The organism is Rahnella sp. R3(2024), from assembly GCF_042920125.1.
Lineage (GTDB): Bacteria > Pseudomonadota > Gammaproteobacteria > Enterobacterales > Enterobacteriaceae > Rahnella > Rahnella rivi.
On record NZ_JBHGBU010000001.1, the window covers coordinates 709927 to 727120 of the forward strand.

Annotated in this window: 2 protein-coding genes; one reads left to right on the plus strand and one right to left on the minus strand. The window is 58.3% G+C overall.

The genetic code is table 11. From position 1 onward, the window contains the following. Nucleotides 1-41 precede the first annotated feature (41 nt). Nucleotides 42-13880: an Ig-like domain-containing protein gene (locus tag ABSH60_RS03095; RefSeq protein ID WP_390972646.1), complete on the minus strand. Its 13839-nt coding sequence runs from the start codon at nucleotides 13878-13880 to the stop codon at nucleotides 42-44. 623 nt (nucleotides 13881-14503) lie between these two features. Between ABSH60_RS03095 and rcsD the strand changes: the two genes are divergently transcribed. After that, nucleotides 14504-17194, plus strand: a complete 2691-nt coding sequence (rcsD, locus tag ABSH60_RS03100; protein ID WP_390972648.1) for a phosphotransferase RcsD — start codon at nucleotides 14504-14506, stop codon at nucleotides 17192-17194.

Below are 17194 nucleotides of genomic sequence, written 5' to 3' on the forward strand. Positions count from 1 at the left end.
CCACTCCCGCCGCCCCCTTTGCCGGGGGCGGCGGACAGACATTAACTCTGTTGTACGTGCAGACCGTGTTGCACCAGAACGTCCCCCAGGGTGTTCGAGGCATCCATTGATGCGTTGTGGTAAACGTCGAACGTCAGGCCATCCACCGTGCGTTGCCCGGTTTCACTCCATGCGCCGTCCGTGCCCATTTGCAGATTCACCAGACTGCCCTCACCGCCTTTAATCACCACTTCATCGGACGGATTGTCTTTCACATTCAGCGCTTCATGCAGATTCAGCGAGATGCTGTTGGTGCCGGAATTACCCAGATCGAAGATGTCGATATGCTCGACTTTCAGCCCGAGCAGCGTCAGATCCAGATGCTGATTGGTGCCTGCCAGCAGCAAGGTATCGATACCGGTTCCGCCGTCGATCAGACCGAAGTCCAGCGTGTGAACCGAGATGGTGTCGTCACCCGCGCCGCCGATGGCCACGCCGTCAGTTGCCGTCAGGTCGATGGTCACGCCGCCAATGGAGAACACTGTGTCCGCGTGCGCGGTGGTGTCGGCCGTGGCGGTATCGTGCGTGGTCGTCGTTGAGGCACTGGTGTCCGTCGCTGCCAGCGGAGCAGTCAGCGTGCTGGTGGCGTGCGTAACTGAGGTATCCGTGGTGGTGCTGGTATCGGTGGTGTGAACCGCCGCCAGCGTATGGGTATCGTCCACTGCCTGCGACGTTGCCATCAGCGTTACAGGTTCAGCCGGCAATGTAGAACCGACCGTCAGCCCGACGTGCGCATCGAACCCGTTACCGGCCGCATCGACCGCTTTCAGATCAATCACCGCCCCGAGCAACGCGGCGAGCAACCCGGTCAGCCCGTAACTGCTCAGTAAGGCACTGCTGAACTTAACGGTCCACGAACCGTCCGCCTGCACGGTCCCCGCCAGCGTATTGCCCAGCAGCGTGACGCTGACCAGCCCCCCTTGCGCGATGTTGCGGCTGGTGCCGCTCAGGGTCAGACCCTGACCACCGAGAATGCCGCCCACCACACCGAGCGTCAGCCCGAGCAGTGGATTGAGCGCCACCAGCGGCAGTGCGTGTGTCAGCACGCTCAGCGGGTTAGAGATGATGGCGGTGTTGCCCACGGTATCTGCCACCGACACAGAAACCTGCGTCGAGCCATCCGCCAGCCCTTTCAGCTCTGCCGAGGTAAACGGCACACTCCACGCGCCGTTAGTGATGGTGCCGGTGTGCGTCACGCCACCAATACTGACCGACACCGTGCCGTTGAGCAGGTTGGAGGTCCCGGTAATGTTGGTGTTAGCGCCCGCTTCCGCGGCGTTCAGATAGCCGTCACCGCCAAACAGTGAGCCGAGCGACAGCGTTGGCAGAGTGTGAATGCCGACCGTTGCCGATGCGCTTCCGCTGGTGGAATGACCGGCGGCGTTGGTGATGGAAGCACCGACATTCAGCGTGCCGTCGAGCAGACTCGCCAGCGTCAGTTGCGGAACCGCGACGCTGAAGGTGCCATCCGCTTTCACCAGCGCCGTCAGGGTATTGCCGCCGACGTTCAGGGTCACGGTTGAGCCCTGCGCGTTGGTGGTGGTACCGCTGATGGTTTGCGTCAGCAGCGCATCCGCCGCGTTCAGCAGGCCATCGCCAAACAGCGGGTTAAGCGTAATGGTTGGCAGAGACTGCGATACCACGTTCAGCAGATTGGTGACCGACGCCGTATTACCGGAGCCATCCACCAGGCTGGCGATGACCGACTGTGAACCATTGAGAATGGCGCCCAGATCGGTCACCGGCACCGTCACGCTGAACACGCCGCCGACGCCCACATTGGCAAGGTAGTTTTTGCCGTTCAGGGAAATCTGCACCTGCGTACCCTGCGCAACGTTGGTCGCGATACCGCTGATGGTCTGGCCGGTCAGCAGGTCAACCACGTTCAGCACGCCATCGCCAAAGACCGGATTAAGAATAATCGAGGGCAGATTGTGGATACCGACGTTCAGCCCCAGGGTATTCGACGCCGTGTTGCCCACTTCATCGGTCACGGTGGTGACGATGGTCAGATTGCCGTCCAGCAATCCGGCCAGCTGAAGCGGTGTCAGTGCAGCAGAGAACTTGCCGTCACTGCCCACGGTGGCCGTCAGGTTAATCAGGCCGCCGCCGACGTTAATGTTGACCGTTTCGCCAACATGCCCGTTAGTGACCGTACCGCTGATGGTTTGCGTCAGCAGGGCTTCCGCCGCGTTCAGGATGCCATCTGCACCGAAAACAGGATCCAGCACAATTTTCGGTACGGCGTTGATGATGGAAGTGAGCGTACTGCTGCTGGTGCTGGTATTACCGCCGCTGTCAGTGACAGAAACCACCACAGGGAAGGTGCCGTCGCCCAGCGCTGTCAGATCACCCGGTTGCAGGGTGATGCTGAATGCGCCGGTACCGTCGGTCGCGCCGAGGAAGGTTTTCCCGCCCAGCGTGACCTGAACCTGCGTACCCGCAGTCACGCCGCTGACTGTCCCGCCAATCACCTGCGTGGTCAGCGCATCCGCTGCGTTCAGCAAGCCATCGCCCAGTACCGAGGTAAGGTTAATGACCGGTTTCACCAGATCCAGCACCGCATTGGCCACTGCAGAACCGACGTTACCCGCGGCATCCGCCACGGTGACGCTGACTGCCGCGGTCGTGCCACTGAGCAAGCCGAGCACGGACGGCGGAACGGTGACCAGGAAATGCCCCGTTGCATCCACTACGCCATCAATGGTTTGTGTACCGACCTGCACCGCGATGGCCGTACCCGCCGCCACATTCGAGACGGTACCGCTGATGGTCTGATTGACCAGCAGATCGGCGATATTCAGCACGCCGTCGCCAAACACGGTATTGAGCACCACTTCCGGCAGATTGTGGATGGCAATCCCCACCGGAATAGTGCTGGTCGACGTGTTGCCTGCCGGGTCTTTCAGGGTAATGCCCAGACTCAGGTTGCCATCCAGCAATGCCGCCAGATCGCCCGGCTGGATCTGAATATTCCAGGTCCCCGCCGTCACGGTAGTGTTGTAGGTTTTGCCGCCAAGCGTCACGGTCACCTGAGTACCGTCAACCGCTGTCGCGACGCCGCCGATGGTTTGCGCCAGCAGTGCTTCCGTGGCATTCAGCAGACCGTTGCCACCAAACAGAGGATCCAGCGTGCCCAGCACCGGCAGCGTTTTAATCACGTCCAGATTCAGCACGGATGCGGTCACGTTGCCTGCGGCATCGGTGAGGTTGAGGTTCAGCACCTGCTGACCGTCACCCAGCGCACCGAGCAATGCCGCCGGAATGTTCAGTGACCACACACCGTTCGCCCCGACAATTGCCGACAGCGGCGTGCCGTTGATGACAGTCGACACCACAGACCCCACGCCCGCACCAATCGCCGTGCCGCTGATGGTTTGCGCCACCTGCGATTCCGCCAGATTGAGGAAGCCATCCGTCAGCCCCAGACCGCTGGTGACGTTGAGCGCGAGCAGTTTGTTGAAGAAGATATCCAGACCGGTACTGACGCTGGTGGTGTTACCCGCCTGATCCGTTACCGTCGCCGCCAGCGTCAGGGTGCCGTCGTTAAGCAGCAGCAACTGCGCTGGCGTCAGGTTGAGCGACCATGCCCCGCCCGGCTGAATAACGGCCGTACCGATGGAGGCACCGCCCAGTGTGACGTTCACCGTCTGACCGTCTGCCCCGCTGGACGTGCCGCCCACCAGTACGTTGAGCAGCGATTCCGCCAGATTAATGACGTTATTCCCGGCCACCACATCCAGCGCCAGCAACGGCGCAGAAGTATCAACGGTGATCGGATGCGGTGCTGCACTACCCGTATTCCCCGCTGCATCTGTCAGCGTTGCGGTAATGACGTTAACTCCGCCTGTAGCCGTTTGTGGCAATGCCTGCAGATCGGCTGCCGGTACGCTGACTGACCAGATGCCGCCATCCTGCACGACTGCCGTGTAGTTTTTACCGTTGAGCGTGACAGTCACCACACTGCCCACGTCGTTATTGTTGTTGTCAACCACCGTACCTGAAATGGTTTGAGCCGATTTCGATTCGGTCGCGTTAAGTGTGTCATTGACGGCAAAGGCGCCGATCGTCAGCACTGGCGCGGTGAGATCTACCAGCACGTTGCTTGTCGCACTGGTCGGTGGAATTAAGGTAGTCGCGGTAATAACCGTGGTTCCGCCATCGGCAAAGTCACTGGCGGGTACTGCAACTGACCAGACACCGCCGGTCACAGTTGCAATATGCGGATCTCCCCCGACGGTAACGGTGACCAAAGTGTTATCCAGGACATTGAGCACCTTACCAGACACCGTAATAGTCGTCGGGCTGCCATCCGCTACGTTGAGAATATTATCACCGGTCACCGGATCGATGGTCAGCGTTGGGGTCACTGGCGGTGTCAGATCAACAGTAATCGCCTGAGGCGCCAGCAGATTTGCTGTGTTACCTGCCAGGTCATTTACCGTTGCGGTGATCGTGTCTGCGCTGTCCAGCGTTGCCAGTTCCGCAGGGGTAAAGGTGGCACTCCAGGTGCCATCGCCCTGTACGGTTGCCTGATGGCTGATGCCGCCGACTGAAACCGTTACCTGCTGTCCGGCCTGCACATTCACTGTCGAACCGGTGATGGTTTGCGGATTCTGACTTTCAGCGTAGGTCAGATCGAAACCGGCACCGGCGAATGACGTGACGGCCACGGCTGGAAGCAGCGTGACAGCAATGCCGACGTCAGCCGAGGCTGAACCGGTATTACCGCCACCGTCCGTCACCGTGACAGAGATTTGCTGTGCGCCCTGCGGCAGATCGGCGATTTCACCCGCCGTCACAGAAACTGTCCAGTTACCGTTCGCATCCACCGTCGCGCCCGGAATAGGGATCCCCCCGACAAGAACGACCACGCTTTGCCCGGTGCCCGTCACTCCCGTCGTCCCGCTAAGGACAATTGGCGTGGTGGCAGCCGCGGCGGCTTCGGCGGCACTCAGATAACCATCACCAAACGGCGTGTTGATGGTGACATCCGGTGCGGTGAGGTAGCTGGTAAACGGCAGCGTCGCTGGCGTGCTGTTGCCTGCGGCATCGGTCACTGTCACGTTAATATCATGCGCGCCACTGCCCAGAGAATTCAGGACGCCCGCAGGCAGACTGACCGTCCAGTCACCTGTGGTCGGATCGACGGTGGCGGTATAGGTGGTGCCGCCGACATCGATGGTTAATTTAACGTTCTGGTTGTCGCCGGTGATGCCGGTGTTACCGGTGATGACATTCACACCCGCGGCTTCGGCGATATTCAGACTACCGTCAAGGAAAGGCTCATTGATAACAGGTACCGGCCCGGACAGATGCGACGTAAAGCTGATGGTGGCTTCGTTATGGTTACCAACAGAATCGGTCGCCGTGACGGTAATATCATGCAGCGCGGTCGTCTCCCCCAGCGATGCCAGCTGAACTGGGGTGAGGTTCAGGGTCCAGTTTCCGGTATCCGGATCCACGATTGCCGTAAACGGACTGTCGGTCATGCCCGCGATCGCCACACTGACGGTTTGTCCTGTGCCCGTTACGCCGGTGGAACCGGTGAGCGTCTGGCCGCCAACAGCCGCAGATTCGGCAATGTTCAGCGTGCCGTCACCGAATGGCAGATCAATCGTCGGTTGCGGAATGTTATTGATCCGCACATCAACCGATGCCGTCAGAGGCGAGGTGTTGCCCGCACTGTCGGTCACGGTCACCACGACCGGCCATGTGCCATCCTGCAAGCCCAGCAACTGTGCTGGCGTCAGGGTAACCGTCCAGGTTCCGGCAGCAGAATCCACTACCACCGGCACTGCGTTACCGTTAATGACCACAGTGACGGTTTGACCCGGCGAGGTGATCCCGGTAGTACCGGTAATGATTTGTCCCGCCGGATTTGACGCTTCATCCAGATTCAGAATGCCGTCACCGAATGGCACGTTAATGCCAGCCACTGGCAGAACCTGCGTCACCGACGTGAAATCAAGGGTACCGGACGCACTGGTATTCCCCGCGCTGTCGGTGGCGGTCACGCTGATGGTGTGCGTGTCATCCGTCAGCCCCTGAAGCACGCCGGAAGGCACGGTCGCCGTCCAGGTGCCGTCATTGGCGACGGTGGCCAGCACCGGCGTGCCATCGACAGTGACCAGAACGGTCTGACCCGCACCGGTAATGCCGGTTGAACCGGTGATCAGCTGATTACCTGCCGCTTCGGCGGCGTTAAGAACGCCATCCACAAACGGCGTATTGATGGTCGGTAACGGCAGCGGAGACAGTTCGATATCCAGACTGGCGCTGGAAGACGCCGGGTTACCGGCAACATCCTGTGCCGTCACGGTCACCTGTACGATACCGGTGGTCAGCCCGTTGAGCAGCCCCGGCGCCACGATCGCCGTCCAGCCAAGTCCGTCAGGGTTCACCGTACCGGAAATCGGATCGGCCAGCCCCGGCACCGTCACCAGCACAGCCGTTCCCGGCGCCAGACCTGAGCTGCTTCCGCTCAGGTTGAAACCGTTGGCCGCTTCACTGATATTCAGGATCCCGTCACCGGCAATCACGCCAATCGTCAGCGTTGGTAACGCGTGCGAGGAGAGCGTGAAATCAGCCGACGTGGTGAGGTTATTCCCGGCCGCATCGGTCACGCTGACATCGATGGTTTTCGTGCCATCGGTGGTGATGGCCTGCACATCCACGCCCGGAATGGTCAGATTCCAGACACCCGTGCCGTCTGCGGTGGTGGTGTAGTCTTTGCCGTTAAGGGTGACAGTCACGGTCAGGTTTGGATCCGTGGTTCCGCTGACCGGAATGCCCAGCGCCGCTTCTGCCAGGTTGATGATGTCATCACCGCCGGTATCCACCGTCACGGTCAGGAGCGGTGCGACGGTATCAACCGCCACATCATGCGTTGCCGTGGCGACGTTTTGCGCCACGTCATTCGCGGTGGCAGTAAAGGTGTTATTGCCCGCCGGCATCGCCTGAACCTCAGCCGCCGTCATCGGGAAGCTCCAGGTGCCATTGGCCTGCACGGTGGCAGTAAACGTCGCCGTATAGGCTTCGCCGGTGATAACCACGGTGACCGTGCCGCCCACAGGGACGTGGGTGGAGGTACCGCTGACGGTCATCCCCTGATTGTGCTCAACGATATTGATGTAGTCATCGCCGGAAATCGCGTTGATGGTCAGCGTTGGCAGGTCGCCAGGCTGAGCGATCACCGTGGCGTTGTGAGTGGCAGACGCCGGGTTGCCGCTCACATCGGTACTTGTCGCCGTCACGGTCACCGGTCCGTCAGACAAGGTAGCCAGATCCGCAAACGGAACGGTAGCCGTCCAGGTGCCATCTGCACCCACGAGGGCGTTGTAGTCATTACCGTTAAAGGTCACGACCACCGTCTGCCCTTCTTCAAGATTCGTGGAGGTCCCGGTGATCGGAATATCCGCGCCTTTTTCTGCCGCGTTAATGTAATCATCGCCCGACACGGACGTGATGGTCAGCGTTGGCAAATCAGCCGCCGCCGCATCGACGCTGAAGCTGTGATTGCCTGTGGTGATGTTACCGGCCGCATCGGTGATAGACGCTGACAGCGTGTACGTGGTGTCGGCCAGCGCCTGCACCACCGAACTTGGCAGCGTGAAGCTCCAGGTGCCGTCCGGCTGGACGACGGCGGTGTAAGTCACATTGTTGAAATTGAGCACCACGGAAACGGTTTGTCCGGCATCCGGGATGTCAGATGTGCCGCTGATCACCACCGGCTGCAAGGTTTCGGCTGCATTAATGATGTTGTCGATCGCCACCGGATCGAAGTTCAGCACCGGCGGCGTGTAGTCCACGGTGATTGCACTGTTAACTGTGCCCTCATTACCCGCGCTGTCGGTGGCTGTCACCACGATGTTTTGCGGGCCTTCCGTTATCGCCTGCAAATCAGCCGCACTGATGTTTACCGTCCAGATCCCGGTCGCATCGACAGTCGCCGCATGATCCACACCGCCGATATTCACGACGACGGTCTGACCTGCGCCCGTCACGCCGGTGGTACCGGTGAGGGTCTGATCGGCGCCCGCTTCCAGCTGATTGAGGAAGGTATTGCCAAACGGCGTTTCGATGGTCGGCACCGGGACGTTCTGCGTCGCGAGCTCAATATTAACCGGCGGCAGCGTGGTGGTGTTGCCCGCGGCATCGGTCAGTTGAACCGTCAGCGGATAGCTGCCGTCAGCCGCACCGTCCAGCGTATTGGCAGGAATGGTGGTGCTCCAGCTCCCGTCCGGCTGTACTTCTGCAGTATAAGTCTGTCCGTTGAAGGTCAGGGTCACGGTCTGCCCGGCTTCCGCTGCATCCGTGTTTCCGCTCAGGGTGATCGGCGCGCCCGCTTCGGCGGCGTTGATCACGTTGTCCGTCGCGATCGCATTAATCGTCAGCGGAGGCGGTGTGAAATCGACATTCACAGAACCGGTAATGGAGCCCTGGTTACCTGCGGCGTCGGTGACGTTAACCACCACCGGCGTCGGGCCTTCCGTTACGCCCGTTAAAGTGCCTGCCGGAACGGTGACAGTCCAGGTGCCGTCTGTCGCAACGGTACCGGTCAGGGGGATGCCGTCAATGATCACGGTCACCGTCTGGCCGTCGCCGGTCAGCCCGGTAGAACCGGTCAGAGTCTGTGCGGCAGCCGCTTCATCAGTGCCTAACTGACCATCGCCGAACGGCGGGTTCAGGGTAGGTACCGGCGGTTGGGTGTAAATACCAATATCCTGCTGCGTGGTCACGGTACCCAGATCGGTAGACACCGTGGTCGCAATCACATGGCTGGTGCCATCGGCCAGACTGGTAAGGTCATTCGCCGGGATCGGCACGGTCCAGTTGCCCTGCGCGTCGGTCGTGGTGGTGTACGTTTTCCCACCCAGACTGACCGTGACGATCGTGCCCTGCGGCACATTGGACGTCGAACCGCTGATGTTCACACCCGCCGCGGCTTCCGTCACGTTGATATTGTTGTCACCGGCGATGGTATCAATGGAAATACCGCCGAGCGCTGAGTTGACGGTAAACGCATCGCTGCCCTGCGCCGGGTTTCCGGCCACATCCGTCACGGTGGCGTTGATCGTCGCCGGACCGTCGCCGAGTGTTTGCAAATCAACCGCCGGAACAGAAACGCTCCATGCGCCGCTGGCCTGCACGGTTGCGCTGTACTGAAGTGTGCCGATAGTGATGAGAACGGTTTGTCCCGCTTCCACATTCGTGGTGGTGCCGCTGAGGATTTGCGCTGTCTGCTGCTCCGCGCCATCAAGCGTGTTGTCGCCTGCAAACGTCGAGACAGTCAGGGTCGGCAGTAAAGCCGGATCCGCTTTTACGGTGACCGGTGCGGTCGCGGTGCCTGCGTTGCCCGCGGCATCAGTGACGGTGGCGGTCAGGGTGTACGTTCCGTTCGCCACATTCGCCAGTGCATCGGCCGGAATGTTAACGGTCCATGCGCCGCCTGCGCCCACGGTACCGCTGTAGGTATGCCCGCCAAGCTCGATGGTGACGGTATCGCCCGTCTCACCCGCGCCCGCCGTACCGCTGACCGGAATAATCGCCCCGGCTTCGGCGGCATTGATGGTGCCATCGCCTGCAACCGGGGTGGTGATGGTGACAACGGGCGCAATGGTATCAACCGATACCGGCACAGATATGTTGCTGGTGTTGCCTGCCGCATCCGTGACCGCAACCTGCACGGCGGTCGGGCCTTGTCCGACGGCAGTGAGTGCCGATGACGGCACAGACACCGAGAACGAACCGTCGGCGGCGACAACGGCGGCGTAATCCTGGCCGCCAAAGGTCACCACAGCGGTCTGGCCGCTGCCGGAAACGCCGGTATTCCCGGTCAGTGTCTGGCTGACACCCGCTTCGGCGCCATTGAGAATGCTGTCGCCAAATGGCGTGTCGAGTGTGGCGTTTGGCAGATTGTGAATGATGACATTCAGCACATCGCTGCCGGTGACCGGTTGCCCGACGGCATCGGTGGCACTGACAGTGATGGTGTGTTGACCGTCACTCAGGGTAGCGAGATCTGCCGCAGAAACCTGCGCGCTCCAGCCGCCGCCCACGCCGACCGTCGCGGTGTACGTTTTGCCGTTGAGGATAATCGTCACGATGCCGTTGACCGGCACGTTGACGGAGGTCCCGCTGATGGTGACGCCCGCTGCCGCTTCCTGAGCATTCAGCTGGTTATCGCCGGTGACCGGATTCACAGACAGACCGCTAAGCGTGTTATCCACGGTGAACGATTCACTGCCGGTGGCCGGATTTCCGGCCTTATCCAGCACCGCGACATCAATTTGTAATGTGCCGTTGGTCAGTGCGCCCAGCGCTGAAGACGGAATGCTGACGCTCCAGCTGCCATCCGCCTGCACGGTCGCGTTGTACACCACGTTATTCAGGGTGATATTGACGACCTGCCCGGCTTCAACATGCGTCGTCGTCCCGCTGAGGGTCTGAGCCGTTTGCTGCTCTGCACCATCAAGAATATTGTCGCCCGCAAAGGCGTTCAGGGTGATGGTCGGCGCTAAGGCCGGATCGGCTGCCAGCTGAACATTGGACGTAATGGTGGTGCTGTTACCGGCTGCGTCAGAAAGCTGTACGGTCACCGGATATTGTCCGTCCGTCACGCCTGCCAGAGCGCCTGCCGGAATGGTCACCGTCCACTGCCCGTTTACCGCCACGATGCCGGTGTAAGGCTGGCCGTTAATCGTTACGGTCACGGTGTTACCGGCTTCAGAAATCGACGCGGTGCCGGTTACGTTAATATCAGCCGCCGCTTCGGCGCTGTTGATGTAACCGTCGCCGGAAACCGGATTGAGGGTCAGGGTTGGCGCGGTGAAATCGACGGTGGCGGAACCGCTGAGCGTCGCGGTGTTGCCCGCGCTGTCAGTCACATTCACCACAATCGCATTATTGCCTGCCGGTAATGCCTGCAAATCAGCAGACGGCAGGCTGACCGACCAAACGCCGGCGCCATCCACCGTGGCGTTATAGGTATGCCCGCCAAGGGTGACGGTGACGGTCTGCCCGTCACCGGTTTTGCCGGTGGTGCCGCTCAGCGTTTCAGCCGTTGCCGCTTCGGTAATATTCAGATAACCGTCACCAAACGGCGTGTTAAGGGTGGGCACAGGAGCCTGATTATCCAGGCCAACAGAGATGCTGTTATTCAGCGTGGAGCCATCCAGCGCCTGCACGCTGGCAGAAAGTGGCAGGCCAGCAGGGTCAGCACCCAGTGATTGCAAATCAGCGGATGACAGCGCCAGTGACCATTTACCGTCTGGCTGAACCAGCGCAAGGCGGATCAGCGAACCGAAAGTCACCGTCACCAGCGCAAACGGCGCGACGCCAAGCGTGGTCCCGGTGATCAAAATACCGTCATTGGTTTCAGTGACGTTGATGACGTTATCGCCGGTCACCGGATCGATGGCGATACCGTTCTGCGAGGCATCCACGGTAAAGGTGTCAGTGCCCGGCGCGGCTTCGTTACCGGCTTTATCAGAAACAGTCGCGGTGATGGTTTGCGGACCGTCACCCAGCACAATCATATCTGCCGCCGGAACAATCACGCTCCAGTTGCCGCTGGCACCCACGGTCGCCGTATAGGTGTGGCCGTTCAGGGTGATGGTGACAATTTGTCCGGCTTCAACGCGCGTGGTGGTACCACTTAACGTTTGAGCGGTCTGGCGCTCAGCACCATCGACAATATTATCCGACGCGAAGGTATTCACCGTGATGAGCGGCGGGAGGGTCGGATCAGAAGCGACGTGAAGGGTGCTGGTATTGGTGATGGCGTTCCCCGCCGCATCCGTCAGTGTCGCGGTGACCACGACGTCCTGATTAAGATTGTTCAGCGAACCCGCCGGAATGTTTACGCTCCAGCTGCCATCCGGCTGAACAATGGCGCCCGTATAATCAACGCCGTTAATGGTGACGACCACCGGACGACCGGCTTCGGATACCGACGCCGTACCGGTCAGGGTCATTTGCGTGGCAGCTTCCGCCACGCTGATGTAACCGTCGCCTTCCAGCGGATTGACCGTCAGGGTTGGCGCGACGGTATCCACGCTCACCGGCGTGGTGAGGGTATTGTTGTTACCCGCCGGATCGGTCACGGTGACCACGATATTATTGCTGCCCTGCGGCAGGGTGCCGAGCAGGGATGGCGGAACCGTGACCGTGAAGGTGCCGTCAGAGGCGACGGTGCCGGTAATTTGCTGGCCGCCAATCGTCACCGTGACGGTCTGGCCCTCGCCTGTCAGACCGGTATTCCCGGTCAGTGTCTGGCTGGTGGCAGATTCAGCGCCATTAAGCGTGTTGTCACCGCCAAAAGCAGGATCCAATGTTGGCGGAACGCCGTGGATCGCCACAGTCAGATCCGTGGTCTGACTGATAGGGTTGCCCTGAGCATCAACCAGGCTGACGGTCACCGTGGTTGAACCGTCGGTCAGCCCCTGCAACTGGGCAGGAGAAATACTCAGGCTCCATCCGCCATCCGCGTTGGTGGTGGTGCGATATTCCTCACCACCCAGCGTCACGGTAATTTGCGTACCGGCAGGCACATTGGAGGTGGTGCCGGTGATCACCAGCGCACTCTGTGCTTCCGTCGCATTCAGCTGTCCGTCGCCCGAAATCGGGTTAACGGTCAATATACCGGCGTTGTCGTTTACCGAGAATTCAGCCGGAGTGGTGGTCTGGTTGCCCGCGGCATCCGTCAGGGAAGCGGTCAGCGTGTAATCGCCATTGGCCAGAGCAGAAACGGCATTGGCCGGAATGGTCACCGACCAGCTGCCGTCCGCGCCCACAATGGCGTTGTAATCGACGCCGCTGAGGGTGACGACCAGCGTGCGCCCGGCTTCAGACACTGAAGCGGTACCGGTGACCGTCAGCGGTTGCTGATGTTCCACGGCATCCAGAATGTTGTCATTGGCGATAGGGTCAAGCGATACCACCGGCGGCGTTCTGTCGACCACCACGGTGACGCCCTGAGTAACGGAATTGCCATCCGTGCCGGTGACGGTCACCGAAATCACATAGGTGCCATCCGCCAGATTTTGCAGATCGACCGACGGCAGGTTGATGTCCCATTTGCCGTCTGCGCCGACGGTACTGGTGTAGGATTTGCCATTGATGGTGAGGGTGATGGTCTGGCCAGCGGCCACGTTGCCTGTGGTACCGGAGAAAATTTGCGCGATGCGCGCTTCCGTCGCATTGAGGATGTTATCGCCCGTGAAGGCGCTCAGCGACAATGTGGCTGCCTGACCGGTGTTACCGCCGCCGTTGTTTCCACCCCCGGTATCGCCGCCACCTGTGTTTCCACCGCCGGTATTACTGCCACCGTCGCTGCCGCCGTTATTGCTGCTGCTACCCCCGCCGCCGCCACCACCGCCACCTGCGGCAATCGCGATACCGGCACCGAGCGCAACCACGCCCAGAATGGCGCCTAAAACAGCGGGGTCAAAGTTGGAAGAGTCGAGGACCAGGGCACCGACGTCAGGAATGGTTTCATAGGCAGGGACGATCGGGACCGCGCCTGCGGTCGCGCCGGTATCGACAAAGGCCGCGTGTTCGATAGGATGCACGCCATCATCGAAAATCAGCTCGCTGTGATGGCCCTTGCCATCGGTATCGAAGAAGCTGTGATAACGGACCGTGCGGCCATCTTTCATGTGGATGACAAGATCGTTCCCGACGCGCTCGTAGCTTGCGACCGCGTCACGCGTCGCATGCACGCGTACTATGCTGATTTGATTGAGGGTTACGTCCTGGCTGGCGTTTGAAACCTGGGAGATCACCGCACCATTTGTACGAGAAAGAACATCAATAACAACGCTACCGTTCTGAGCCATGTTGTACCCCTGTCTGCATCCAGTTGTTGCTCATATCCGCCACGAACCACCCCTCCCGTCACAGGGAAGAGCGATTGGCGAACATGAAGACCATTGAAGTAATGGATTAACTTCCAACTGGTGATGAGTGGTACACAGACTGCAAAACGTACAAATAATGATAATAGTGATGCTTTTTATGTGTTTCTGTTTGGTGATTCCGTCATTTTTATCCCGGAAACTCCATAAGTTATATGCATGATTTGAGTTAAGTGTATTAAAAAAATGTTATCGTAAAGATAAAAATTATTCATCAAATGGATATGAAATATAATTTTTGACGGATGTGAAAATCTGGCCTAGCGAGGGATTATTCTGTTAATTTATTGAATTAACATGATTTTATGGGAGATTTACAAAAAAGTAAGCGCGATCATTGTCAAGAAAATCAACCATAAAGAGATAAAAAAAACCATCAAAACGGCTTACCAGTTTTGTGGGAACACATCGTTTTTTTTGAGCTTAATGCATTGAGTACAAAAATAATTAAGACTACGTGCAATCACTGAAACTTATCGTTTCTGATAAACTGTGCGGTCTGTTTAATCTCAGGTGTTTTTTCATGAAGGAAAAGACTCATCATCATGTCAGGTAAATATTTATCGCTGACCTCAACCAATATCACGAGATTCTTTTGGTTGTTCATTTTGCTGCTGGCACTGGGGCTGGGTCTTTACGGGTATAACTACACCAATGCTTATCTGAATGACAAACTGCGCACGGTGCAAACCACCGCCGACCAGTTGCAAAAACGTATCGATAAGTATCGCTACATGACCTATCAGATTTACGACAATTTCACCGGCCAGCCGCTGCCGCCGGACGCCGTGTCTGCACAGGAAATTCGTCTGCGTCAGGACATGTTCTACGTGTCCAAACCGCGCAAGAAAACTGATGCCCTGATTTTCGGCACTCATGACAGCTCCACGCTGGATCTGACCCTGAAAATATCCGCCTTCCTGGATGAACAGTGGGGCGCGAAAACGCTGCCTTATTCGCTGTATTATCTGAACGGCCAGGATAACAGCATGGTGCTGATCACGACGGTGGCGCTCGAGGAACAGGATTCCCGTCTTAAAGAAAACTATTTCACCAGCACGCTGCAATCGCGACGCGCTGAAATGCTGCAACAGGCGAATACGCTGGACGAACGCGAAAGCTATTCCGGTCTGCGTAAATCCCGGCAGAGCAGCGACTACAGCTTCTCCCTGCGTACCACCTTCAATAACCCCGGCCATCTGGCTACGGTCATCGCGTTTGATATACCGATGAGCGATTTGATCCCGCTGAACATGGCGCGGGACAACTTCCAGCTCAATGGCAGCACGGCCGCCGTCAATGAAGGTGATCCGAGCGACGACAACGCCACCAGCAGCATCACCCTGCAGGGCTGGTCGCTGGTGTTTAACGTGCCGCTCAGCAACTCGCCGCTGTCGCTGACTTACCACGTGCCGCTGTTTAGCCTGGTGGTTGATCTGTCGAGAAACAACTTCTGGCTGATCCTCATCAATCTGTTCCTGATCGCACTGGCGATGACCAGCATTTACTTCATCCGCCATCAGTACATCCGCCCGAGTGAAAATATGGCGGCGCAGTTGCACATGCAGCAGGCGCTGAACCAGGAAATCATATCCGGGCTGCCGCTTGGCTTGCTGGTCTACAATTTCAGCAACCACAGCGTGATCCTCAGTAATAAGATTGCCGACCAGCTTCTGCCGCATCTCAGCCTGAATAAAATTGCCAATATGGCCGAGCAACACAACGGCTCGATTCAGGCCACCGTCAATAATGAGGTGTATGAGATCCGCATGATCCGCAGCCAGATTTCGCCGGAAACCTATCTGTTCCTGCTGCACGATCAGGACAAAGAAGTGATGGTGAACCGCACGCTGCAACAGGCTAAGCGTGAGTTCGAGAAGAACCTGCAGGCGCGCAAACTGATGTTGCACAATTTAGGCATCGAACTGAATCAGCCGTTGCAGGAACTGAACGGACTGGTCGAGTCGTTAGTGGCGGTTGAAGAACCGCGCGAGCGCCAGATGCTTGAGGGCAAATTGCAGGTCGAATCGCGCAATGCGCTGACGCTGGTGGACAACATCACCCTGCTGACGCGGCTGGAAACGCAGGACTGGCAGCCAGCCAGTCAGTCGTATGTGTTATCCGCGATGGTCGATGAACTGCTGCTCGAGGCCCTGCCCCGCTTAAGTCAGAAAGGGCTCGGGTTGCTGAATCATTTCCATATCGCGCCTGAAACCACCTTTGTCGGTGATATGCAGGCCGTGAAAAAAATCCTGTCGCTGCTGCTCGATTACGCCATCGTCACGACGTCCCTCGGCAAGGTCACGCTGACCAGCGAACAGGACGAAGATCGCCCGGATCAGCTGGTGTTTCACATAACTGACACCGGCAGCGGAATTTCGAAGGAAGAATTGAGCAATCTGAATTATCCTTTCCTGAGTCAGACGTTAGTTGATCGCTTTAATCACGGCTCCGGCCTGACGTTCTTCCTGTGTAATCAGCTGTGTAAGAAGCTCGGCGGTCAGCTGGAGATTCGCAGTAAGCTGAATATCGGCACACGTTATACCGTGCGCGTCAAACAGCGCCCGGAAGCGCAGGAAATTGAAGCGGAACACGAGAAACTGTTGACGGATGTGACGGCGCTGCTGGACATCACGTCTGACGAAGTGCGCGGGATCGTCACGCGGACCATGAACGCCTATGGCGCCGTGTGTATTGTGGCTGACGAACGCCAGCTGACGCGGGAATATGACGTGCTGCTGACGGATAACCCGCAAAACAGTGACAAATTTACGCTGCTGCTGACCGACGATGAGTCCGGTTTTCAGTCGCTTGAAAAGCATTATATTCGCGTCAATTACAACATCAGCAGTGCGCTGATCGACGCAACCCTACTGTTAATTGAGCAGCAATTTGCTGTGCCTGATGACAGTGTTTCATCCGAAGAAACCGGTGAAGACTCTCTCGACCATTATGAAAATCAGCTAAAATCAAGCGATTACTATCAGCTTTTTGTCGAGACAGTACCGGAAGATCTTGAGAAACTGTATAATGAAAACCAACGTCGTGATTTCACATCACTTTCCCAAACTGCACACCGCCTTAAGGGAGTGTTCGCTATGCTGAACCTGACCCCAGGCAAGCAATTGTGTGAAGAGTTAGAAAAGTACATCGCAGATGGCGATGCATTACAGATTACTGAAACCATCAATCTTATTGATTCTTTTGTCTCCAGACTGCTGCAGCAAGGTAGCTAA